21 protein-coding genes are annotated in these 20,775 nt (G+C 73.4%); 13 read left to right on the plus strand and 8 right to left on the minus strand.

The genetic code is table 11. The annotated features are described in order from the left end of the window. Positions 1–13: 13 nt before the first annotated feature. Positions 14–1,090, minus strand: a complete 1,077-nt coding sequence (locus tag ACIBW6_RS03730) for a GDSL-type esterase/lipase family protein (RefSeq protein ID WP_399056190.1) — start codon at positions 1,088–1,090, stop codon at positions 14–16. A gap of 157 nt (positions 1,091–1,247) precedes the next feature. Between ACIBW6_RS03730 and ACIBW6_RS03735 the strand changes: the two genes are divergently transcribed. Beyond that, a complete protein-coding gene (locus ACIBW6_RS03735; protein WP_399056192.1) occupies positions 1,248–2,207 on the plus strand; it encodes an SDR family NAD(P)-dependent oxidoreductase in 960 nt (319 codons plus the stop codon). 112 nt (positions 2,208–2,319) lie between these two features. Here the strand turns inward: ACIBW6_RS03735 and map are convergent, their stop codons facing one another. The 4 genes from map to ACIBW6_RS03755 all read right to left on the minus strand — a co-directional run bounded on the left by map (position 2,320) and on the right by ACIBW6_RS03755 (position 5,340). Further along, complete coding sequence (gene map, locus ACIBW6_RS03740) at positions 2,320–3,099, minus strand: type I methionyl aminopeptidase (RefSeq protein WP_399056194.1); 780 nt, start codon at positions 3,097–3,099, stop codon at positions 2,320–2,322. 106 nt (positions 3,100–3,205) lie between these two features. After that, positions 3,206–3,577, minus strand: a complete 372-nt coding sequence (locus tag ACIBW6_RS03745; protein ID WP_399056196.1) for a hypothetical protein — start codon at positions 3,575–3,577, stop codon at positions 3,206–3,208. A gap of 161 nt (positions 3,578–3,738) precedes the next feature. Further along, positions 3,739–4,299, minus strand: a complete 561-nt coding sequence (locus ACIBW6_RS03750; protein WP_399056198.1) for a GNAT family N-acetyltransferase — start codon at positions 4,297–4,299, stop codon at positions 3,739–3,741. 108 nt (positions 4,300–4,407) lie between these two features. Further along, positions 4,408–5,340, minus strand: coding sequence for a bacteriocin fulvocin C-related protein (locus ACIBW6_RS03755; protein ID WP_399056201.1), 933 nt, complete (start codon positions 5,338–5,340; stop codon positions 4,408–4,410). 357 nt (positions 5,341–5,697) lie between these two features. Between ACIBW6_RS03755 and ACIBW6_RS03760 the strand changes: the two genes are divergently transcribed. Further along, the gene (locus tag ACIBW6_RS03760) at positions 5,698–6,042 is read left to right on the plus strand and encodes a GNAT family N-acetyltransferase (protein ID WP_399056204.1); all 345 of its coding nucleotides are present in this window, start codon (positions 5,698–5,700) and stop codon (positions 6,040–6,042) included. A gap of 25 nt (positions 6,043–6,067) precedes the next feature. Here ACIBW6_RS03760 and ACIBW6_RS03765 read toward each other — a convergent pair whose 3' ends face one another. The 3 genes from ACIBW6_RS03765 to ACIBW6_RS03775 form a co-directional block, all read right to left on the minus strand. Beyond that, positions 6,068–7,060 (minus strand): hypothetical protein, encoded by a 993-nt coding sequence (locus tag ACIBW6_RS03765; RefSeq protein ID WP_399056206.1) that lies wholly within the window; start codon positions 7,058–7,060, stop codon positions 6,068–6,070. Between the two features lie 142 nt (positions 7,061–7,202). Beyond that, positions 7,203–7,988, minus strand: a complete 786-nt coding sequence (locus ACIBW6_RS03770) for an SAM-dependent methyltransferase (protein WP_399056208.1) — start codon at positions 7,986–7,988, stop codon at positions 7,203–7,205. Between the two features lie 260 nt (positions 7,989–8,248). Continuing rightward, the gene (locus ACIBW6_RS03775; RefSeq protein ID WP_399056210.1) at positions 8,249–8,455 is read right to left on the minus strand and encodes a hypothetical protein; all 207 of its coding nucleotides are present in this window, start codon (positions 8,453–8,455) and stop codon (positions 8,249–8,251) included. Between the two features lie 234 nt (positions 8,456–8,689). Between ACIBW6_RS03775 and ACIBW6_RS03780 the strand changes: the two genes are divergently transcribed. The 11 genes from ACIBW6_RS03780 to ACIBW6_RS03830 all read left to right on the plus strand — a co-directional run bounded on the left by ACIBW6_RS03780 (position 8,690) and on the right by ACIBW6_RS03830 (position 20,774). Beyond that, complete coding sequence (locus tag ACIBW6_RS03780; RefSeq protein WP_399056212.1) at positions 8,690–9,088, plus strand: PRC-barrel domain containing protein; 399 nt, start codon at positions 8,690–8,692, stop codon at positions 9,086–9,088. Positions 9,089–9,263: 175 nt separating this feature from the next. Next, positions 9,264–9,530 carry a DUF4235 domain-containing protein gene (locus tag ACIBW6_RS03785; protein WP_399056214.1) on the plus strand — a complete coding sequence of 89 codons (267 nt, stop codon included), beginning with the start codon at positions 9,264–9,266 and terminating at the stop codon, positions 9,528–9,530. 199 nt (positions 9,531–9,729) lie between these two features. Beyond that, positions 9,730–10,215 (plus strand): SRPBCC family protein, encoded by a 486-nt coding sequence (locus tag ACIBW6_RS03790; RefSeq protein ID WP_399056216.1) that lies wholly within the window; start codon positions 9,730–9,732, stop codon positions 10,213–10,215. After that, positions 10,208–11,830, plus strand: a complete 1,623-nt coding sequence (locus ACIBW6_RS03795; protein ID WP_399056218.1) for a phytoene desaturase family protein — start codon at positions 10,208–10,210, stop codon at positions 11,828–11,830. The genes ACIBW6_RS03790 and ACIBW6_RS03795 overlap by 8 nt, the downstream gene beginning before the upstream one ends. Before the next feature lie 50 nt (positions 11,831–11,880). Beyond that, complete coding sequence (locus ACIBW6_RS03800) at positions 11,881–12,756, plus strand: SDR family oxidoreductase (protein WP_399056220.1); 876 nt, start codon at positions 11,881–11,883, stop codon at positions 12,754–12,756. 63 nt (positions 12,757–12,819) lie between these two features. Beyond that, on the plus strand, positions 12,820–15,288 hold the full coding sequence (gene uvrA / locus ACIBW6_RS03805; RefSeq protein ID WP_399056222.1) for an excinuclease ABC subunit UvrA: 2,469 nt from the start codon (positions 12,820–12,822) through the stop codon (positions 15,286–15,288). A 108-nt stretch (positions 15,289–15,396) separates the two neighbouring features. Further along, the gene (locus tag ACIBW6_RS03810) at positions 15,397–15,903 is read left to right on the plus strand and encodes a MarR family winged helix-turn-helix transcriptional regulator (protein WP_399056224.1); all 507 of its coding nucleotides are present in this window, start codon (positions 15,397–15,399) and stop codon (positions 15,901–15,903) included. A gap of 247 nt (positions 15,904–16,150) precedes the next feature. Further along, on the plus strand, positions 16,151–17,323 hold the full coding sequence (locus ACIBW6_RS03815; RefSeq protein WP_399056227.1) for a PP2C family protein-serine/threonine phosphatase: 1,173 nt from the start codon (positions 16,151–16,153) through the stop codon (positions 17,321–17,323). A 219-nt stretch (positions 17,324–17,542) separates the two neighbouring features. Beyond that, positions 17,543–19,207 (plus strand): PP2C family protein-serine/threonine phosphatase, encoded by a 1,665-nt coding sequence (locus ACIBW6_RS03820; RefSeq protein WP_399056229.1) that lies wholly within the window; start codon positions 17,543–17,545, stop codon positions 19,205–19,207. Next, entirely contained in the window at positions 19,204–20,316 is a 1,113-nt protein-coding gene (locus tag ACIBW6_RS03825) for a B12-binding domain-containing protein (RefSeq protein ID WP_399056231.1), read from the plus strand. The genes ACIBW6_RS03820 and ACIBW6_RS03825 overlap by 4 nt, the downstream gene beginning before the upstream one ends. After that, a complete protein-coding gene (locus tag ACIBW6_RS03830; RefSeq protein ID WP_399056233.1) occupies positions 20,313–20,774 on the plus strand; it encodes an STAS domain-containing protein in 462 nt (153 codons plus the stop codon). Before ACIBW6_RS03825 ends, ACIBW6_RS03830 begins: the two co-directional genes overlap by 4 nt. The last annotated feature ends 1 nt before the right edge of the window (position 20,775 follow it).

A 20,775-nucleotide genomic window follows, 5' to 3' on the forward strand; every position in this document is an offset into this window, starting at 1 on the left:
GCGCCGCACGGGGTCAGCCGACGCCGAGCCCGGCCAGCGTCTCGGCGGCGGCCACCGCCATCGCCCGCGCGCCCGCGTCCGACGGGTGGAAGCCGTCGCCGCTGTCGTGGGCGGGGGCGAGGTGTGCCGGCCGGTCCGGGTCCGCGAGGGCGGCGGCGAAGTCGATGACGGGGTAGTCCCGTTGGGCGGCGAGCGTCTTGTTCACGGTGGTGCGCAGGTGCTCGGAGACCGGCTCCTGGAACACTGGGAGTTCCCCCGCGCCGAACGGCGGAACGGTGCCCAGGACCGGCTGGACGCCCCGGTCGCGGGCCTGCGCCGCCAGGGTGAGCAGGCTCCCCGCCAGGTCCTGCGGGGCCGGCTGTTCGTCGCCGTACACGGACGGCAGCGCGATGTCGTTGGTGCCGCCGAGGATGGTCACGTGGGTCGCCTCGGGCACCGCGTCCAGGACCCTGGCGAACCGCTCCACCATCGGCACGCCGTACCCCTCGACGCGCACCCGGTTCGCCCCCAGCCCCGCGTTGAGCACGACCGCCCCCGTGCCCGCGAGCGCGCGCCGCAGATGGTCCGGGTAGCGCGCCTCGCCGTCGACCGTCGTGCCGTCGCCGCGGGTGATGGAGTCGCCGAACGCCACCACGACCGTGCGCGGCCGCTCGTCGTCCACGAGCACCTGGGTGAGCCAGTACAGCGACGTGAACTCCACGTCACCGGCCGAACCGGTGCGCTGCGCCGAGTGCAGGTATGTGGGAGCGGGCGCCCCGTCCGCGACACGCGCCGTCACGACGAGGTCGTCCCCCTCCTCGACCGGCAGCCCGATCTCCGCGCTCGTCTCGACTGCTCCGGAGGGGATCTCCCACCGCCCGAGCCGCCGTTCGCCTTGAGCGCTGCTGACCGTCAATTCCTCCAGGATCAGCGGGCGTTCACCGTACGCGTTGCTGAACACGAGCCGTAGCGCCCGCCCGCCACGCGCGAGCCGCACCGTCTGCCGCACGCTCTGCCCCGACAGGTCCAGCGGGACCGGCAGGAACGGCAGCCGTGCGTCGGGGGCCGCGAGGGCGGCGAAGTGGGCGGTGGTCCAGGTCGGCTGTGTCATGGCGGATCCCCCAGAAGAGTGTGATGTGCGCGCTCTACGACAATCGCGGTCTATGACAATGGCGAGGGCGCGGTAATTCCCGGGCCTGGCGGAGGATCGCCGGCGGGGCGCCGTGTCCCCTTGACTTGGAGTCCGCTCCAATTCGTAGCGTGCAGGCATGAGCACTGCACAGCACAAGATCGGTTCGGGTTTCGGCGCCGACAGCACCGCCGACGAGGTCCTCGACGGCACCGACCTCTCCGGCAAGCTCGCGATCGTCACCGGCGGCTACTCGGGCATCGGCCTGGAGACCACCCGCTCCCTGGCCCGCGCCGGGGCGCGGGTGGTGGTACCGGCGCGGCGCCCGGAGCCGGCCCGTGAGGCGCTGGACGGCATCGACGGCGTGGAGACGGACGAGCTGGACCTCGGGGACCTGGAGAGTGTGCGGGCCTTCGCCGACCGGTTCCTCGCGTCCGGCCGCGCCGTCGACCTCGTCATCGACAGCGCGGGCATCATGGCCTGCCCCCTGACGCGGGTCGGCCCCGGCTGGGAGGCCCAGTTCGCGACCAACCACCTCGGGCACTTCGCCCTCGTCAACCGGTTGTGGCCGGCGATCGCGGCGGGCGGGGCGCGCGTCGTCTCCGTCTCCTCCACCGGCCACCACGCGTCCGGCATCCGCTGGGACGACGTCCACTGGCGCACCGGCTACGACAAGTGGCAGGCGTACGGCCAGGCGAAGACGGCGAACGTGCTGTTCGCCGTCGAACTCGACCGTCTCGGCCGGGAGCACGGCGTACGCGCCTTCGCGGCGCACCCGGGCGGCATCCTCACGCCCCTCCAGCGGCACCTGCCGAAGGAGGAGATGATCGACCGGGGGTGGATCGACGAGACCGGCAGGATCCTGCACCCCGAGAACTTCAAGTCCACGCAGCAGGGTGCGGCCACGCAGGTGTGGGCCGCGACGTCACCGCAGTTGGACGGGGCCGGCGGGGTGTATCTGGAGGACTGCGACGTCGCGGAGCTCGCGCCCGAGGACGGCCCGCGGACCGGCGTGATGCCGTACGCGATCGACCCGGAGGAGGCCAGGCGCCTGTGGGCGCTGTCCGCTGAGCTGACCGGGGTGAATGCCTTCGCCTGACCGGCGGGGGAGCGGGGGCGGCGGGGTCGCGGGACCCCGCTGCGGCCCTGGCGACGGCCCCCGCGCGGTCCCGGCACCGGTCACGGGACCCGGTCGAGCCGGGCCGTCCGCTCTACAGCCCGCTGCTGGGCAGGGTGAGGATCTCGGCCCCGTCGTCGGTGATGGCGATGGTGTGTTCGCTGTGGGCGGTGCGGCAGCCCGTCGCGCTGCGCAGCGTCCAGCCGTCGGCGTCGGTGACGAGTTCGGCGGTGTCGGCCATGACCCAGGGTTCCAGGGCGAGCAGCAGCCCGGGGCGCAGCTTGTACCCGCGGCCCGGCCGGCCGGTGTTCGCGACGTGCGGGTCCTGGTGCATGGTCGAGCCGATGCCGTGGCCCCCGAAGTCGGTGTTGATCGGGTAACCCGCTTCGCCGAGGACCGTGCCGATGGCGTGGGAGAGGTCGCCGATCCGCGCTCCGGGCCTGGCGGCGGCGATGCCGGCGGCCAGCGCCCGTTCGGTCGTCTCGATCATCGCGACGCTCTCCGCGGGCCTGGCCCGGCCGACGAGGAAGCTGATCGCGGAGTCCGCGGCCACTCCGCCCCGGGAGACGGCGAGGTCGAGGGTGAGCAGGTCCCCGTCGGCCAAGGCGTAGTCGTGGGGCCGTCCGTGCAGTACGCCGTCGTTGACCGCCGTGCAGATGTAGTGGCCGAACGGCCCGCGCCCGAAGGAGGGCGCGTAGTCGACGTAGCAGGACTGAGCCTGCGCGTCGGTGATCATTTCCTTGGTCCACCGGTCGATGTCCAGCAGGTTCGTGCCGACCGTGCAGCGCTGCCTCAGCGTGTGCAGGATGTCGCCGACCAGGGTGCCGGTGTCCCTGGCCCGCTCGAGCCGCGTGGAGTTCAGGATCTCGATCATGAGGGCCTCTCAAGTGCGTCCAATAACAATACCGGTCTAACTGTACCGGTATTAGAATGGGGTGCCGCTCAGGACGGTACGACGGCGCGGGCCGGCGCGGAGCAGGTCAGGCCGGTACGAAGGCGTCCTGGGGGACCGCGTCCAGAATGAACCCGTTGTCGAAACGGACGCGCACCGTCACGCGGGGCCCCTGCTCCTGGAAGGCAGCCCAGGCGGGTTCGAGCGCGTCGACCTTGTCCACGAGCTGCTTCCTGCTCTCCGGGGGCATGCCGTCCCCGTAGGAGTCGAGGAGCGACTTGAGCCGTTCGTACTCGCGGACGTCGGCGCTGTCGCGCACGTGCTCGACGACCTCGTCCACGACGCCCTCGGTGCCGGCGGCGAGGGAGAGGATGGGGCCGGCCACCCCTGTGTCCTCGGCCGGGCCGGTCAGGCGGAGGTCGGCGGCCAGCTTGACGCGCCGGCCTTCCTGCAGAGTCATCGTCTCTCCCTGTTCCGAGCGGTCGCCGTCGCCGTCGCGGTCGCCGTCGCCGTGGCTTTCGGCTTCTGGGTGTCGGCGTCGGCGGCGCTGTCGAGCGGTCGGTGCCGTGGTTTCCTCCCCGACCCATGATCGCGCCTTCCGTGCCGCGGCGTCGGGCCGGGCTACCCGGTCCGGTCCCAGTCGTGCCGCAGCAGCTCGTACTCGACCTCGCCCTGCTCGGACCCGGCGATCGCCTCCGGCCAGTGCCCGTGGAAACTGCGGAGAAACGACAGTCCTGCCTTCTCCATCACGCGCCGGGACCGCGTGTTCACCGCCATCGTGTTGGCGGTGACCCGCTCCACCCCGAGGCGCGTGAAGCCCAGCCGGACCAGTGCCCGGGCCCCTTCCGTGGCGTAGCCCCTGCCCCAGGCCGCGCGGTTCAGCCGGTAGCCGAGTTCGACCACGGCGGGGCTGTGCTCGTCCAGGGGACGGAGTTCGAACCAGCCGAGAAAGGTGCCGGTGGCCGTCTCCTCGGCCGCCCAGTAACCGGGAGCGCCCAGGGCCGGACAGACGTGGCGGAGCCGGGGCAGCGTCCGGGTCCGGACGGTATCGCGGTCGGCCGGGAGGCCGCCGTTGATGAAGCGCATGACGGCGGGGTCGTTGTCGAGCGCGAACAGGGAGTCTGCGTCGCTCTCGGCGACGGGACGCAGCGTGAGGCGTGCGGTTTCCAGAGGGGCGTACATGCCGCGATCATCACGACTGGCGGTCGCGCCCGCCACCGAGTTGTCGGCGGGGCGGCGGTGTGCGGCCGGCTCCCGGACGACCGACCGCCATGCGCCGCATCAGTTGCATCAGTTACAGAGTCCGCTGCACGGCCCCAGCCACAGCGGACCGCAGCCGTAGTCGGTCCAGTTGCACGAGCCGTAACAGACGGAGTCACAGCTACCGGTTCCCGCGCACTGCGAGTTGCAGTCCACGGCCAGGGCGCCCCGGTCGCTCCGGGACGCCGCGGACGGGGCGTCCTCGGGGCCCAGCTCCATGAGGAGGGCCCGCGCCCCGCTCGCGCCGAACGCCGCCACCGCGGCCGCCCGCAGCCTTTCGAGGTCGTCACCGGGCCGGCGTCCCACGATGATGCGCGGAGCCAGCCGTGTCGCGTCGTCCAGGACAGCGGACTGTTCGGCCGAAAGGCCGGGATGCCTCTTCCGGTGGTCGGCGAAGTGGGCCACCCACAGGTCGCCGCGGGCCGCCGGGGACAGGGCGCCGTAGATGGCACGCCGGTAGTCGGCGGGCGCGGAGACGAACTCGGCGTAGGCGGTGGGCAGCCGGCCGGCATGGGCCCGCACCCACCGGGTCGCCCTGCTGCTCCTGGCCCGGGTCACGGCCTGGGCGGGCGAGGTGGCCAGACCGCCCGTGACCAGGAACGTGCCGAGGGCCAGGCCCGGCACGGCCCGGAGCAGCCCGCGCCGGCTCGGCGGCCGCAACGCGCGGAGGTCGCCGAGCGCCCGCACCACCCGCAACGAGTCGGACGGCCCCAACAGCCGGGCCAGGCGCACGGAGAGCGCGGTCCCGGTCCAGGCCCGCACCCGGTCGCCGTCGACCGCCAGCAGTGTCGGCGCCCATGCGGCGCCTGCACCCAGGGCTCGCGCGCGCAGGTCACGGACGCGCGGCTCGGTGAGTGCGGCGGTGTTCAGCGTGCCGTCGACGGATCCACGGACCCGTTCCACCACGTCCTCGCAGAAACGGCAGTCGGCGTCGAAGGCCAGCAGCCACTCGGTCACGAGCATCTCCCCACGTTCTTGTGACGAACCGTGCGACGGGCCGCCCGCGGCGCGCTCCACATGCCGGACCGTGGTGCTCCCGCCGCGGGTCGGCCCTCGTGTGCTGCTTCAGGTCTATCCCTGGTCGGTGGCCCGGTATGCGTCGTCGGCCGGGTGTTGCGCAAGATTTGACCGTCACGGACGCACCGCGAGGCCGGCTGGAGCCCGGCCTCGCCCCGGCCCGGACCCGGCCAAGCCCCGGCCCGGACCCGGCCAAGCCCCGGCCCGGACCCGGTCCTGACCTGGCCCGGAGCCCCGAAGTACGCTCTGCCCGGTGGAACTTCGTCCGCCGAAGCCACCCGCCCCGGCACCGAAAGGCCCGCAATGACCCAGCCGCCCGCCACCCCGCCCACCGTCGAACGGATCGACGCCCGCCACCGTTACGCGATCCAGGTCGACGGCAGCACCGCCGGTTTCACCGCGTACCGCGACCGGGGCGACCGGCGTGTCTTCTTCCACACCGAGATCGACGAGGCCTACGCCGGACAGGGCCTCGCCTCCGTCCTCGTACGGGAGGCCCTGGACGACGTACGCCGCGCGGGGCTGCGCGCCGTGCCGGTCTGCCCGTACGTGGCGAAGTTCCTGAAGAAGCACGAGGAGTACGCCGACGTCACCGACCCGGTGACCCCCGAGATCCTGGAGTGGCTGGACGGACAGCTCAAGCGCTGACGCCGCGTCCCGGCCGGGCCCGGCGTCACCGCTGGTCGCGGTCCGGCTCCTGCGCTGCGGCATGCGGCCCGGGCCCCGACCCGGCCCCACAATCCGAACCGGCGCCGGTCGCCGTATCCGGGCCCGTATCCGCATTCGCGTCCGCATCCGCAGGCATGGGCCCGCCCGGCCCCGGCTCCTCGCCCAGCCCGAACACGCTCTCCCGCAGCGCGTGGATCACCCCGTCGAGCTCGGCCACGCCGTGCATCAGCCTCCGGTGCGCGGGCCCCTCACCGATCATCGCCGCCGTGCTGTGCAGGTCGAGACCGGCCTCGAAGATCTTCCGGATCACGCTCTCGCGCAGACCGGCGGCGATCCGGTCCCGCTCCCGGGCGAGGGAGAGGTCGCGCACCTCGGCCTGGAGCGTCGCGTTCGCCACCAACGACGCCCGGACGCGGTCCCGCAACCCGTGCGCGGCCACCGCGATGAGCAGGCTGAGGGCGCTCCAGAGCACCACGCGCCGGCCGATCACGGTGCCGGGCGTGGCCTGCGCGGCGGAGGTGACCGCCTGGACGGCGACCACCGCCACCACCACGCAGGCCGACTCCCACCTCCGGTGGAACAGCACGGACCAGATCAGCGGTACGAGCAGGACGAGCCCCACGCCGCTCACCGCGCCGGACGCCAGGATCAGCTCCATGACGGACGCGGTGTGGAGCAGCGGGACGAGGACGGGCGTCCAGGCGGGCAGCGCGGACCACGGCAGCAGCACCGCGCCGCCGCACAGGAACAGGAGCGCGACACTGACCGCGTACGCCGGCCAGGACTCCAGGGCCGCCTCCGGCATCAGGACGCTGATCGCGGCCACCACGGAGACCAGACCGAACGGGACGGCCCGCAACGCCAGACCCGGCTGCCGGAACTGCCAGCCCACACCGGAACCGTCGGTGTCGACCAGCGCCTGCCAGGGATCGGCCGGTGACTTCACGGCGACACCCCCCGTCGGACCGGAGCGCTCGAAGACCCCACCGGAGGGCATGGGCGACCGTGCGCATCATATCGACGCGGGCCGGGGCGCCGCAGCGAAGTCGGCGTCGAATCCGCCTCCGGGAGTGACCTCGGCGGCGACCGCCCGGGTCACGTCCCCCGGCGTCGTCGCAGCAGAGCGCGGCACGGCCGCGTCACGGCACCCGCGCCACCCCGACGTAGAACCCGCTCAACTCCGCACGAGGCGCGGGCGAATCCTTGTACCACTTGGTCGCGGTGACCAGACCCGGCCGGACGAACTCCAGCCCCTCGAAGAACGGTTCGATCTCGGCCCGCGTCCGCATCCGCAGCGGGATCTCCCCCTTGCGGTAGGTGCTGGTCACCGAGGACACGAGGTGCGGGTGCTCGTCGGTGGTGCCGTGCGAGAACATGAGGTAGCTGCCCGACGGCAGCGCGTCGAGAAGCGTCCGGGTCAGGCCGTACGGGTCCTCGTCATCGGTGATGAAGTGCATCAGCGCGATCATCGACAGGGCGACGGGGCGGCTGAAGTCCAGGAAGGTCCGGGCGTGTTCGAGGATCGCGGCGGGGTCGCGGACATCCGCCTCGACGTAGTCGGTGGCCCCTTCCGGCGTGCTGACGAGCAGCGCCTGCGCGTGCCGCAGCACGATGGGGTCGTTGTCGGCGTACGCGACCCGGGCCGTCGGCAGGATGCGCTGGACGATCTGGTGCAGGTTCGGTTCGGTCGGGATCCCGGTGCCGACGTCGAGGAACTGGTCGATGCCGCTCCCGGCCAGCCAGGCCGCGGCGCGGTGCATGAAGGCGCGGTTGCGCATGGCGTTGAGCCGCGCCTCCGGCGGCAGCTTCTCCGCCACTTCCTGGTCGACGACGTAGTTGTCCTTCCCGCCCAACAGCCAGTCGTAGACGCGTGCCGGATGCGGCCTGCTCGTGTCGATGCGGCCTGCGGAGGGCTGTGCCGTCATGCCTGACTCCAGCGTGCGTCTCGGGGACCGTAGAGGACGCGGCGATTATGTCATTGGCCAGAGCGTCGCCCGGCGTCGCCCGGCCACGTCATCTCGCCGCTTCCCAGCGGGCGTTGAGGCACGGACCACGCCGGGACGTCCGGCGACCGCTGGGCCTCACGCACACCTGCGCGCCGGAGGCCGTCCGCAGATCGCTCCGGGTCCGGGCGCGTACGTCCGTCTCGTTCGGCGGCGCCGAGCAGCTGTTGAGCGACGGCGTCTCAAGCGGCTTCCTCGTGACGGCGGCGGTCCGGGACCGGCTTCTTGCGGCGGCTCCCGTGCCCGTGCCCGGCGACGAGCCGGAGATGTCGTACGCGGTGGCGGCCGGCGGACGGTCGCCCTTCCCCGCTCAGGCGGTCCTCGATCCGGTCCATGCAGGCCAACAGCATCCCCATGACCGGGAGCAGTAGCAGAGCGACTATCAGCATCGGCGGCGTCCTCCCCGCAGCGTCCCTGATCGCCTGCCCCTCGTTCCGGGCTTCATCGGCCGGGCGATGTGGAGATCCCGCAACGTACCGGTTCGGACCGCTTCACACCCTCGGCGCCGCTGGCCCGCAACTCACCTCGGCGTACGTGCCGTTGTCACTCGTCGGGGGGACGTTTCGCCCCCGGACGCCGGGACATGTGGGGAGCAGACAGAGCGGAGAGGAAAGGGTCGGACCATGAACGACAGAGCCCCCATCACCGATGTCACCGCAGGACACGGCACGCAGGTGCTCCCCGCGGCCGCGGACCCCGCGAGCCCGCACCTCGCGCCCGTGGACCTCGTCGGCTACAAGGTCGAGGCGAGCGACGGCTCGGCCGGCACGGTCGACGCCCACACCGAGGAGGTCGGCCCGCACCATCTGGTGGTCGACATGGGCGGCCCGCTGCTGAGCAAGAAGGTGCTGCTGCCGCGGTGGGCCGTGGCACGGGTGGACGAGAGCGAGCGGACGCTCCGGGCGGCCTGCGCCCGGGACCTGATCAAGGCGGCCCCGCGCTTCGACCCGGACATGCGCGTCAGCGACCCCGGTTACCGCATGCGCATCGACGAGCACTACCGCGCGGAGCCCGGTCACTGACCGGCTCCGGAACGCGTCCCGGGCCCGCCGTCGGCGGGCCGCGGCAGCCGGGTGGCCTCCCCGGGTTCGGTGTCGGCCGGATGGGGCACGCGGGGGAGGCGGCCGGACGGCACAGCGGACATGCCGACGGTGACGCGCGGCCGCAGGATGGCCGACAGAGAGACAGGAGGCAGCGATGAACATGGTGAAGATCGCCTACAAGCCGGTCGGCATCGGCCTCGGCATGGCGGCGGGCGCGGTGGCGGGCACCGTCTTCAACCAGGTCTGGAAGCGGATCGGGCACGAGGACGACGCCCCCGACGCCACGGACGAGCAGCGCCACTGGCGCGAGATCCTCCTCGCCGCCGCGCTTCAGGGCGCCATCTTCGCCGTCGTCCGCGCGGCCGTCGAACGCGGCGGCGCGCGCACCACGAAGCGGCTCACGGGCGTCTGGCCCGACTGAGGCGCCCCGGCGCGACACCCCCGCGCCCGACGCCCGGCCCGCCGACGGGATGTGCGGCCAAGATCAAGCCGTGCCTTACTGGAACGTGGCCGGGGCGCCGCCTCCGGGACGCGCTGCCGACGAGGCGGACCGGGCACCCGGCGGGGCAGCAGGCGCAGGACCGCCCACACCAACAGCCACACCAACTCCGGAGGCAGACATGGCGCGGCGTCATCGGATGGTCAAAGCGAGCCCGGCGGCGGTCTGGGCCGTCCTCTCGGACGGCAGCCGGTACGCGGACTGGGTGGTGGGCACGGCCTCGTCCCGGCCGGTGAGCGGCGAGTGGCCGAAGGTCGGCGCCGCCATCGAGTACGAGGTGCAGCTCGGCCCGGTCCACCTCACCAACGAGACGGTGGTCCGGCACTGCGAGGAAGGCACCCTGCTGGAGCTGGAGGCCAAGGCGGGCCCCCTGGGCACCGCGCGGATCTCCCTGCGCCTGCGCCCCTGGGGCGACCACTGCCTGGTCATGGTCGACGAACACCCGCTGCACGGCGCCGCGGGCACCCTGCACAACTTCGGCGTCGAGGCCGTGATCCAGCTGCGGCACCGGGCGATGCTCGCCCGCCTGGCCCGCGTCTGCGAAGAGGAGCAGGCCCACGCGCACGGCTCCGCGGGCCACGCCGGGGGCGGGGCGCGCCATGCCTGACGCCGTGGTGATCGGGGCCGGTCCCAACGGCCTGGTGGCGGCCAACCTGCTGGCGGACGCCGGGTGGAGCGTGACCGTCCTGGAGGAGCAGCCGGAACCCGGCGGCGCGGTCCGGCACGACCGCGGGGTGGACCCCGAGTTCGTCAACGACCTCTTCAGCTCCTTCTACCCGCTCGCCGCGGCCTCCCCGGTCCTGCGGGAGCTGCGGCTCGACGAGCACGGGCTGCGCTGGAGCCACGCCCCGCACGTACTGGCGCACCCCCTGACCGACGGACGCTGCGCCGTGCTCGACCGCAGGGTCGACGTCACGGCGGCCTCGCTCGACCGGTTCCAGCCGGGCGACGGCGACGCCTGGCGCCGTCTGCACGACGTGTGGGAGGACGTCCGGCCGGACATCCTGGGCGCCCTGTTCACGCCGTTCCCGCCGGTCCGCTCGGGCGCCAAGCTCGCCTACCGGCTGCGGACCGCGGGCGGCCTGCGCCTGGCCCGCTCCCTGGTGCTGCCGGCGCGCCGGCTCGGCGAGGAGGAGTTCACCGGTGAGGGCGGCCGGATCCTGCTGGCGGGCAACGCGCTCCACGCCGACCTCGCGCCCGAGGCCGCGGGCAGCGGCGGCTTCGGCTGGCTGATGGCGATGCTCGGCCAGACCTACGGCTTCCCGGTCCCCGTCGGTGGCTCCGGCGAACTCGTCCGGGCCCTGGTCGCCCGGCTCGCGGCGCACGGCGGGACGGTCCAGTGCGGCCGCAAGGCGGAGGAGATCGTCGTACGGGACGGACGGGCCGTCGCCGTGCGCACCGCCGACGGCGAGACGGTCCCCGCCGACCGCGCCGTCCTCGCGGACGTCTCCGTCCCCACGCTCTACGGCGATCTGGTCGCACCGGAGCACCTGCCGTCACAGCTCATGGACGACCTGCGCCGCTTCCAGTGGGACTTCAGCACCTTCAAGGTGGACTGGGCGCTCGACGGCCGCGTGCCCTGGGAGGCCGAGGGCGCGGCCCACGCGGGCACCGTCCACCTGGCCGACGGCGTGGACGAACTCACCCGGTTCGCCGCCCAGATCGCCATGGGCCAGGTACCCGACCGGCCGTTCGCGCTCTTCGGCCAGATGACCACGTCCGACCCGACCCGCTCGCCCACCGGGACCGAGTCGGCCTGGGCCTACACGCACGTACCGCAGCACATCAAGGGCGACGCGGGCGACGAGAAGATCACCGGCGCCTGGACCCGGCAGGAGCAGGAGACCATGGCCGACCGGGTCGAGCGGCAGGTCGAGCGGTTCGCCCCGGGCTTCCGTTCCCTGATCCGGGCCCGGCGCATCCTGGCCCCGCCCACCCTGGAGGCGCTCGACCGCAACCTCCACGGGGGCGCGATCAACGGCGGCACGGCCGCCATGCACCAGCAGCTCGTCTTCCGGCCCGCACCGGGAACCGGCCGCGCGGAGACCCCGCTGCCCGGCCTCTTCCTCGCGTCCGCGGGCGCCCACCCCGGTGGCGGCGTCCACGGGGCGCCGGGAGCCAACGCGGCCCGCGCGGCGCTGCGCCGCCGGGCACCCGCGCCGCTCGCCGCGGCGCAGCGCCTGCTGGCCCGCCGCGACCGGACCGGCCGCAAGCAGCCGTGACGGACCCGGCCGCCGCCGGGCCCCGGACAGCGTCGACGAAGGGCACCCCCATGCACGACAGCCCGCTGAGCGGCCGCACGGTCGTGGTGACCGGGGCCGCACGCGGTGTGGGCGCCGCCCTCGCCCGGGAACTCGCCGGGCGCGGCGCCCGCCTCGCCCTGCTGGGCCACGAGAAGGCGGCCCTCGACCGGGTGGCGGCGTCCCTGCCCACCCCGGCGCTGGCCCTGGAGACGGACGTCACCGACGCCGACGCGCTCCGGGCCGCGGCGCACACGGTCCGGGCCGAGCTGGGCCGCCCCTCCGTCGTCGTCGCCAACGCGGGCATCGCGGAGTCCGGACCGCTGAGCACCGCGGACCAGCGGTCGTGGCGCCGGGTCATCGAGGTCAACCTCACCGGCAGCGCGCTCACCGCCCAGGCCTTCCTCCCCGACCTCGTGCGCACCCGCGGCTACTACCTGCAGATCGCGTCCCTCGCCGCCATCGGGGCGGTGCCCATGATGAGCGCGTACTGCGCGTCCAAGTCGGGGGCGGAGGCCTTCGCGCACGCGCTGCGCGCCGAGACCGCCCACCAGGGCGTGGCCGTCGGCATCGCCTACCTCAACTGGATCGACACCGACATGATCCACGACGCGGACCGGCACCCCGCGCTCCGCGACCTGCGCGCCATGCTGCCGCCCCCGGCCCGCCGCGCCCTGCCCGTCGAGCCGGTCGCGCGGCGGCTCGCCCGTGCGGTGGAGCGGCGCCGCACCTCCGTCCACGTACCCGAGTGGGTGCGTTTGGCGCAGCTGGGCCGGGGGGTGCTGGCACCCGTCATCGCCCGCCGTGCCCGCGTGCACTACGCCCGCCTGGCGGCCGGGCAGCCCACGCAGCAGTCGGGGCCGCTCGGCGCGGGCGGGCTCGCCGACCACGCGCCCGCGGACCGGTAGCGGACGGCCCGCGGGCGGCAGGGCCGGTGCGCGGTCCCGCGCCGGATCAGGTAGGCAGGAGAGGTGGAGAACGACATCTCTGACCGGTTCGTCCGTGTACGGGGCGCGAACGAGCACAATTTGCGGGCTGTCGACGTCGACGTGCCCCGGGACGCGCTGGTCGCCTTCACCGGCGTCTCCGGCTCCGGCAAGTCCTCCCTCGCCTTCGGCACGCTCTACGCCGAGGCGCAGCGCCGGTACTTCGAGTCCGTGGCCCCCTACGCCCGGCGCCTGCTTCAGCAGGTCGGCGCCCCGCACGTCCAGGAGATCACCGGGCTGCCGCCGGCCGTGGCCCTGCAACAGCGGCGCGGCGCCCCCTCCGCCCGCTCCACCGTCGGCACCCTCACCACGCTCTCCAACCTCCTGCGGATGCTCTACTCCCGCGCCGGCACGTACCCGAAGGGGGCCCCGCGCCTGGAGGCCGAGGCCTTCTCGCCGAACACCGCGGCCGGTGCCTGCCCGCACTGCCACGGCCTCGGCGCCGCGCACGACGTCGCCGAGGACCTGCTCGTCCCCGATCCGTCGCTGAGTATCCGCGACGGCGCGATCGCCGCGTGGCCCGGGGCCTGGCAGGGCGCCAATCTGCGCAGCATCGTCAGCGGGCTCGGCATCGACATCGACCGCCCCTGGCGCAGACTGCGCAAGAAGGACCGCGACTGGCTCCTCTACACCGACGAACAGCCCTCGGTCCTGGTCGAACCGGAGGAGGGCCGGATCGACTACGGCTACCACGGCACGTTCTGGAGCGCCCGCGCCCACGTCCTGCACGTCCTCGCCGACTCCAAGAGCGAGCGCATGCGCGAGCGGGCCCTGCGGTTCGTCCGCAGCGTGCCCTGCCCGCGGTGCGGGGGCAGCGGACTCACCCCGGAGGCGCTCGCGGTCACGTTCGCCGGCCGCAGCATCGCCGACGTCAACGCCCTGCCGCTCACCGACGTCGTGCGGCTCCTGCGGCCCGTGGCCGAACTCTCCGACGCCGCCGCGGCCACCGAGAGCGCCCGCTCGGGGGAGCGGACCGAGGTGGCCGCGCGGATCTGCGCCGACATCGTCGCGCGTGTGGAGGTGCTGCTCGATCTCGGCCTGGGCTACCTCGCCCTCGGCCGCGGTTCCACGACGCTCTCGCCCGGCGAGGCGCAACGGCTGCGGATCGCCACCCAGCTGCGCTCCGGGCTCTTCGGCGTCGTGTACGTCCTCGACGAGCCCTCCGCGGGCCTGCACCCGGCCGACGCGGAGCCCCTGCTCGACGTGCTCGACCGGCTGAAGGCGGCGGGCAACTCGCTCTTCGTCGTGGAGCACGACATGGACGTCGTACGCCGGGCCGACTGGGTCGTCGACATCGGGCCCGGCGCGGGCCGGGGCGGCGGCGAGGTGCTCTACAGCGGACCCGTCCCCGGACTCGAACGCGTGACCCAGTCGCCGACGAGCCGGCACCTGTTCGGTCGCGCGGAGCCCTTCGTGCACGCCCCCCGCGCACCGCAGGGGTGGCTGCGGCTCGACGGTGTCCGGCGCCACAACCTGCGCGATGTCTCCGTCGCGGTGCCGCTGGGCGTCCTGACGGCGGTCACCGGGGTCTCCGGCTCGGGCAAGTCGACGCTGGTCACACAGGTCCTCGCCGACATCGTCCGCGGCCACCTCGGCCTCGCGCCGGAGGAGGACGGGGCGGTGGCCGACGCGGAGGTGGCGGAGGTCTCCGGTGTCGAGGCCTTCGACCGCCTGGTCCGGGTCGACCAGCGGCCCATCGGCCGCACCCCCCGCTCGAACCTCGCCACGTACACCGGCCTGTTCGACGCCGTGCGCAAGCTCTACGCGGCGACCGAGGAGGCGCGGGCCCGCGGGTACACGGCCGGGCGGTTCTCCTTCAACGTCGCCGAGGGGCGGTGCGAGACCTGCCAGGGGGAGGGGTTCGTCGCGGTCGAGCTGCTCTTCCTGCCGGGCACCTACGCGCCGTGCCCGGACTGCGCGGGCGCGCGGTACGACGCCGAGACGCTGGAGGTGACCCACCGGGGCAAGAACATCGCGGACGTCCTGGCGCTGCCCGTGGACGACGCGGCACGCTTCCTCCACGACGTCCCCGGCGCGGCCCGCAGCCTCGCGACGCTCCAGGAGGTCGGCCTGGGCTACCTGCGGCTCGGCCAGCCCGCGACGGAGCTGAGCGGCGGCGAGGCCCAGCGCATCAAACTGGCCACCGAACTGCAGCGGGCCCGCCGCGGCCACGCCCTCTACCTCCTCGACGAACCGACGGCGGGGCTGCACCCGGCGGACATCGCGCTCCTGCTGCGCCAGCTGCACCGGCTGGTCGACGCGGGCAACACGGTCGTCCTGGTCGAACACGACCTGGACACCATCGCCACCGCCGACTGGGTCATCGACCTCGGCCCGGGCGGTGGCGGCGCCGGCGGCCGGGTGATCGCCACAGGGCCCCCGGCCCGGGTGGCACGGTCCAGGCGCAGCGTCACGGCGCCGTATCTGGCGCCGCGCCTGCGGCACTCCACCTGAAAGGGCACTCCGCGCGCGATCCGGTACGGAACCGGGGCTGACCCGTGGCGCGTCTCGACGGTAGGCTCAGGGATCGTCGACCTCACTTTCGGACGGGAGGGTGCTGGGATGCCCCGGAGTCTGCCCTTCCGCAGTGCTGAGCACGTGGCCCAGGTCGCCTGCCACGTGTCCGAGCTGCTCGACGTGTTGTGGGGCCGCGGCCAGGAAGCCGCGTCGGCCGGACCGCTTTCGCCCTCCCAGTTCCGCGCGCTGACCGTCATCGAGGACCAGGAGCGGGTCAATCAGCGGACCCTGGGCGAGGCGCTCGGCTCGCGCCCCTCGTCCGTGAGCCGCCTGTGCGACCGCCTGGAGGCGGCGGGCCTGGTCGAGCGGCTCGCCAGCCCCACCAGCCGCCGCGAGGTGGACCTGCGGCTCAGCCGGCGCGGCTCCGCCGTGCTCGACGACTTCCGCGCGTCGCGCGCCCGGGAGATCGAGGCGGTCCTGCAGACCATGTCGCCGGCCCAGCTGCACACCCTGGCCGAGGGGCTGGAGCAGTTCCAGGACGCCGCCGCCGCGCACATCGCTCCGGGCGCCGCCCAGGACGAGGACCAGGGGCCCTCCGAAGCGATCGCCTGACGGGAGCTTCCCTGCCCGGCGGCCCCGGGCGCGGGATACACTCCCTCAACAGTTGCCGCATGACAACGGTTCCCGGTGTTTGGTGCGTGCGGCGTCGAGTGTTCTAAGCTTTTTGCAGTGTTTCGGTCTTATTGGTGTTTTTTCGGTGCTTTGCGTTCCCGCTCGGCTCGTAGGCGCGGTGCAGGATCGTGGTCGTGACCATCTCATCTCCCGCTCGGCAGCCGGCTCGACTTTGAAGAAGGCTGCTGTGACGAACTTCCTGGCCGCGGAGCGCGCTGTCCGCGCCGCCTCCTCGTTCGAGTTGCTGGACGCCGTGCGCGCGGCCCTGACCGAGCACTACGGAGCGCTCCGCGTCGACCTGCTGATGGCCGACTACGGCCTCACCGTGCTCCAGCCCGTGACCGAGCTGCCGCACACCGCCACCCCGCTGCCCCTGCACGACAGCCCGGCGGGCCGGGCCTTCGCCAGCCAGGACCCGCACAGCAGCGCCGTGCGGAGCGAGGACGGGGTGGATCTCTTCCTCCCTGTGACCGTGCGGGGGGACCGGCTCGGCATCCTCTCCGTACGGGTCCCGGAGGAGAGATGCACGCCCGAGGAGATCGCGGAGCTCACCGCTCTCGCGGAGATCCTCGGGCGCGAGATCGTCGTCGCCGACCGCGACACCGACGTCTACCTGCAGGCCCGCCGGGCCAGCCGGCTGACCCTGGCCGCCGAGATGCAGTGGCAGCTCCTGCCGGGCCGGGCCTGCACCCGCCCCGAGTACGCGATCGGCGCACAGCTGGAGCCCGCGTACGCCATCCACGGCGACAACTTCGACTGGTCCGTGACCAGCGAGTCGCTGACCCTGACGATCACCAACGGGATGGGCGAGGGGATCGAGGCCGCCCTCCTGACCAACCTCGCGGTGAACGCGCTGCGCAACGCCCGCCGCGCCGGGATCGGCATCGCCGATCAGGCCGCCCTCGCCGACCAGGCGGTCTACGCACAGCACCGCGGCGAGGAGCACGTGGCGACCCTGCTGCTCTCCTTCGACCTGGAGACCGGACGGGTGCAGGCGGTCGACGCCGGTTCGCCGCAGCTGTGGCGCCAGCGGGGCATGGCCGTCGAGCAGATCCCCTTCGAGGCGCAGCTGCCGCTCGGCATGTTCGAGGAGACCGACTATGTCGTGCAAGAGTTCGACGTGCGCCCGGGTGACCGGCTGCTCTTCGTCAGTGACGGCGTCTACGCCGCCTTGTCCGAGACGGGGGAGGAGTACGGGGAGCGTATGCTCGCGCGCGCCATCCAGGCGGCGAGCCTCCTGCCGGCCTCGGCGGTGCCGCGCGCGATCCTGCAGGAACTGGCGGCTTATGTGAACGCGGTCGCTGACGACGACGCGCTCGTGGTGTGCTTGGACTGGTTCGGTCGCGGCGCCGAGGCATAAGGATCGCCGTACGAGGTACCTACCCTCGATGGCCGACTGTCAGCCGGAAGAGTGGTTGCCCATGAAGCACCGTCCGTGCAACTGTTGCCCTATGGAAACTGTACTGATCGATGCCGAGGCCCGCCCACGACACAGCCGTGGCCCGCAGGGTCGGTTGTTGTCCTGAGGTCCCAGGCGAAAGGTGGTGGGGACCCGCAGTGCGCGGGTCAGCCCCTCGTGATGTTCTCCCCCACGGAGCCGGTGCGCTCCCGAGGCGCAGCAGACGCCGTTCCCCGTCCGCGTGATCCGTATCCGACGGTCACGGTGGACGCGGCGGGCCGCGTCCTGTCCTGCAACGACCAGGCAGGTGCCCTCCTCGACGGGCTCCGCGCCGGTGCGCTGCTCGTGGACACGGCTCCTTCCTGGCTGGCCGAGGCGCACAGCGAGGCGCTCAGGAGCGAGCACACCAGCCCGCCGGTGGCCCGGGGCCGGGTCGACGGCAGGACGGTGGACGCCTTTCCCAGCCGCGGCAGCGACGGCGCCGTCTCCTGGTGGCTGGTCGACGACGGCGACCTGCGCTCCGCCCACGACGAACTGGAGAATGAGCGGACCCGCTCGCGCGTCCTTCAGGAGATCTCCAGCGAACTGCTGGCGTCGCTGAACGCGGACCGGTGCATGGAGGTGACCGCCCGGATGGCTGCCCAGCATCTCGCGGACGCGGCGGTCATCGTCGGTGTCCGCAGCGGCCGCACCTATCCGGTCACCCGCTGTGTCACCGGCGGACAGGTGGTCCAGGAGAAGATCGTGCTGGAGCCCGGCGACCTGCCGGGGCTGTCCGAGGCCCTGATGGGCTTCCCGCCCGTGCCCTCGCGCTGGATCGACCCGGCCCAGGTGCCGCAGTGGGCGATTCCCCCCGAGTTCACCGCCGACGGCGGCCGGATCGGCTCGGTCGTGGTCGTCCCGCTGCCCGGGCACGGACTGCCCGCGGGAGCCATCGTGATGATGCGCCACAGCGAGGAAGCGGCCTTCACCGACGCCGAGGAGGCGTTCGCCCGGCTGTTCGCCGCCCGGGCCGGCGCGGCCCTGTCGGCCGCCCGGATATACGCGGAGCAGACCCACATCACCGACGTGCTGATGCGGGAGCTGCTGCCACCGGTGCTGCAGGGCGTGCGCGGCGTCGACTTCTCCGGCCGCTACCGCGCGGCCGCCGCCGGCGAGCGGATCGGCGGTGACTTCTACGACGTGTACCCGGCCGGCAGCGACGACGAGGAGACCTTCGCGGTCCTGGGTGACGTGTGCGGCAAGGGGCTGGAAGCGGCCGTGCTCACCGGCAAGATCCGCAACACGATCGAGGCGCTGCTGCCCTTCGCCGCCGATCACCACCGGATTCTCACGCTGCTCAACAACGCGCTGCTGACCTCGCACCACACCCGCTTCGCGACCCTCGCCCTGGCCTCCGTGAAGCGGGAGGGCAGCCGGGTGCGGCTGCGGGTCTCCAGTGCCGGGCACCCCACCCCGCTCATCGTGCGGACCGACGGCCGGGTCGAGGAGGCCGACACCATGGGTATGCTGATCGGCGCGCTGCCGACGCACATGGTCAAGGTCACCACCGCGACCGTGGAGCTGGCGCCGGGGGAGACGTGCCTGCTGTACTCGGACGGCGTCACCGAGGCGCACGGCGGCCCGCTCGGCGACACCATGTTCGGCGAGGACCGGCTGCGGAACACGCTGGCGCAGTGCGCCGGCCTGCCGGCCGAGGCCGTCACCGAGTACGTGCAGATGACCGCCGCGCAGTGGGTCGGCACCGGGCCGCACGACGACATGGCGCTGCTGGCGATCACGGCACCGCGAAACAACCACCTCACCGCGGTGGACGGGCATACTCGGGGCAGGTTCACAGCATGACGACACGCGAGACGGGTGCGGGCGCCGCGGAGGCGCTCACCTACGACGAGCTGCGCGAGCAGCTGTGGTCGGCCCTGCTGGACTGCGACGACACCCATGCGGTCGCGCTGGCCCGGTTCGCCGTGGGTGAGAGTGACTCCGAGCGGACCCCGGCGGCGGCCGAGCGGGCCCTGCTCGAACTGATCGCGCCCGTGCAGGAACGTGTCGGCGTCGAGTGGGCGGCCGACCGGATCACCGTCGCGCAGGAGCACGCGGCGACGGCGATCAACGAGAGATGCGTCTCCGCCGTCGCCGACATGGCCGCGCCCGCCCTCGCCGGCCGCCCGTCGCGCGGCCGGCTGACGGTGGCGTGCGTGGACGGCGAATGGCACGCCCTCCCCGCCCGCCTGGTCGCCGAGGTCCTGCGCCTGCGGGGCTGGAGCGTGGACTACCTCGGTGCACAGGTGCCCACCCCGCACCTCATCGCCCACCTCCACCAGCGCAGATGCGACGCCGTCCTGCTGTCCTCGTCGATCCCGGCACATCTGCCCACCGCCCACACCGCGATCAGCGCCTGCCAGGCCACGGGGACCCCCGTCATGGCGGGCGGCGCCGCGTTCGGCCCGCAGGGCCGCTACGCCCACCGGATGCAGGCGGCCTGGGCCCCCGACGCCATCGGCGCGCACGCCCTGCTGGAACAGGGCCTCGTCCGGCCCACCGCCGAGGCGGCACGTCTGCCCGACCTGGACCTGCCGCACCTGTCCGACCAGGAGTACACCCTGGTGGGACAGGGGCGACGGCAGCTGGTCAAACAGACCCTCACCGACGTGGAGGAAGCCTTCCCGCCGATGCGCTCCTACAGCGACGCGCAGCGGGAGCGCACGGCCGAGGACATCGGCCACATCGTCAACTACCTGGTCACCGCCCTGTACGTCGACGACGCCGACCTCTTCACCACGTTCGTCGGCTGGACCGCGGGCATCCTGGAGGCCAGGCGCGTGCCCCCGCAGAGTCTGCTGCCCGCCGTCGACTCACTGCTGCACCAGCTGAAGGACTTCCCCCGTGCCACCGGCATCCTGTCGGCGGCCCGCTCGACTCTGACCGTTCCCGGACCAGGACGGCCCGCATGACCACCTACACCCCCTTGGACCTCGGCGTGACCGGCTCGCGCGACGGCGTGCTCACCCTCCAGGTGGACGGCGCCCTCGACTACGACACCAGCGCCCTGTTCACCGCGTACACCGACCAGGCCCTCGTCGACCACCCCGGCACCCGGGTGCTGCGGCTGCACTGCGCCGGTCTCAGCGGCGTCGACTCGATGGGCCTGTCCACGCTGCTCGGACTGCGCCGCAGGCTCGACGCCAGGCAGGCGGCGCTGGAGATCGTCGAGCGCTCCGCGCGACTGGACCGGCTGCTGACCATCACCGGCACGTTCGACTACCTCGTCGGCGCGGACACCGCGGCCGGGGGCGAGCAGGAGTCGTCCAGCGCCGAGTCCGGCGCGGGCCCCGGGCCCGGTCACGGCGGCGAGGCGGGAGCGGACGCCGGTGATCCACAGCGGAGCCGGAGGCCGAAGGAGCGTCGGTAGG

The organism is Streptomyces sp. NPDC049813, from assembly GCF_044465085.1.
In the GTDB taxonomy this organism is placed as follows: domain Bacteria; phylum Actinomycetota; class Actinomycetes; order Streptomycetales; family Streptomycetaceae; genus Streptomyces.

What these genes read in the sequence shown, in the direction of transcription:
- ACIBW6_RS03800 (WP_399056220.1), top strand. Translation starts at nt 11,881, where the DNA reads ATGCACGACAGCCCGCTGAGCGGCCGCACGGTCGTGGTGACCGGGGCC.
- ACIBW6_RS03830 (WP_399056233.1), top strand. Translation starts at nt 20,313, where the DNA reads ATGACCACCTACACCCCCTTGGACCTCGGCGTGACCGGCTCGCGCGAC.
- ACIBW6_RS03760 (WP_399056204.1), top strand. Translation starts at nt 5,698, where the DNA reads ATGACCCAGCCGCCCGCCACCCCGCCCACCGTCGAACGGATCGACGCC.
- ACIBW6_RS03750 (WP_399056198.1), bottom strand. Translation starts at nt 4,299, where the DNA reads ATGTACGCCCCTCTGGAAACCGCACGCCTCACGCTGCGTCCCGTCGCC.
- ACIBW6_RS03745 (WP_399056196.1), bottom strand. Translation starts at nt 3,577, where the DNA reads ATGACTCTGCAGGAAGGCCGGCGCGTCAAGCTGGCCGCCGACCTCCGC.
- ACIBW6_RS03755 (WP_399056201.1), bottom strand. Translation starts at nt 5,340, where the DNA reads ATGCTCGTGACCGAGTGGCTGCTGGCCTTCGACGCCGACTGCCGTTTC.
- ACIBW6_RS03730 (WP_399056190.1), bottom strand. Translation starts at nt 1,090, where the DNA reads ATGACACAGCCGACCTGGACCACCGCCCACTTCGCCGCCCTCGCGGCC.
- ACIBW6_RS03765 (WP_399056206.1), bottom strand. Translation starts at nt 7,060, where the DNA reads ATGCCCTCCGGTGGGGTCTTCGAGCGCTCCGGTCCGACGGGGGGTGTC.
- ACIBW6_RS03780 (WP_399056212.1), top strand. Translation starts at nt 8,690, where the DNA reads ATGAACGACAGAGCCCCCATCACCGATGTCACCGCAGGACACGGCACG.
- ACIBW6_RS03790 (WP_399056216.1), top strand. Translation starts at nt 9,730, where the DNA reads ATGGCGCGGCGTCATCGGATGGTCAAAGCGAGCCCGGCGGCGGTCTGG.
- ACIBW6_RS03795 (WP_399056218.1), top strand. Translation starts at nt 10,208, where the DNA reads ATGCCTGACGCCGTGGTGATCGGGGCCGGTCCCAACGGCCTGGTGGCG.
- ACIBW6_RS03775 (WP_399056210.1), bottom strand. Translation starts at nt 8,455, where the DNA reads ATGCTGATAGTCGCTCTGCTACTGCTCCCGGTCATGGGGATGCTGTTG.
- ACIBW6_RS03810 (WP_399056224.1), top strand. Translation starts at nt 15,397, where the DNA reads ATGCCCCGGAGTCTGCCCTTCCGCAGTGCTGAGCACGTGGCCCAGGTC.
- ACIBW6_RS03770 (WP_399056208.1), bottom strand. Translation starts at nt 7,988, where the DNA reads ATGACGGCACAGCCCTCCGCAGGCCGCATCGACACGAGCAGGCCGCAT.
- ACIBW6_RS03735 (WP_399056192.1), top strand. Translation starts at nt 1,248, where the DNA reads ATGAGCACTGCACAGCACAAGATCGGTTCGGGTTTCGGCGCCGACAGC.
- ACIBW6_RS03825 (WP_399056231.1), top strand. Translation starts at nt 19,204, where the DNA reads ATGACGACACGCGAGACGGGTGCGGGCGCCGCGGAGGCGCTCACCTAC.
- ACIBW6_RS03820 (WP_399056229.1), top strand. Translation starts at nt 17,543, where the DNA reads ATGTTCTCCCCCACGGAGCCGGTGCGCTCCCGAGGCGCAGCAGACGCC.
- ACIBW6_RS03785 (WP_399056214.1), top strand. Translation starts at nt 9,264, where the DNA reads ATGAACATGGTGAAGATCGCCTACAAGCCGGTCGGCATCGGCCTCGGC.
- map (WP_399056194.1), bottom strand. Translation starts at nt 3,099, where the DNA reads ATGATCGAGATCCTGAACTCCACGCGGCTCGAGCGGGCCAGGGACACC.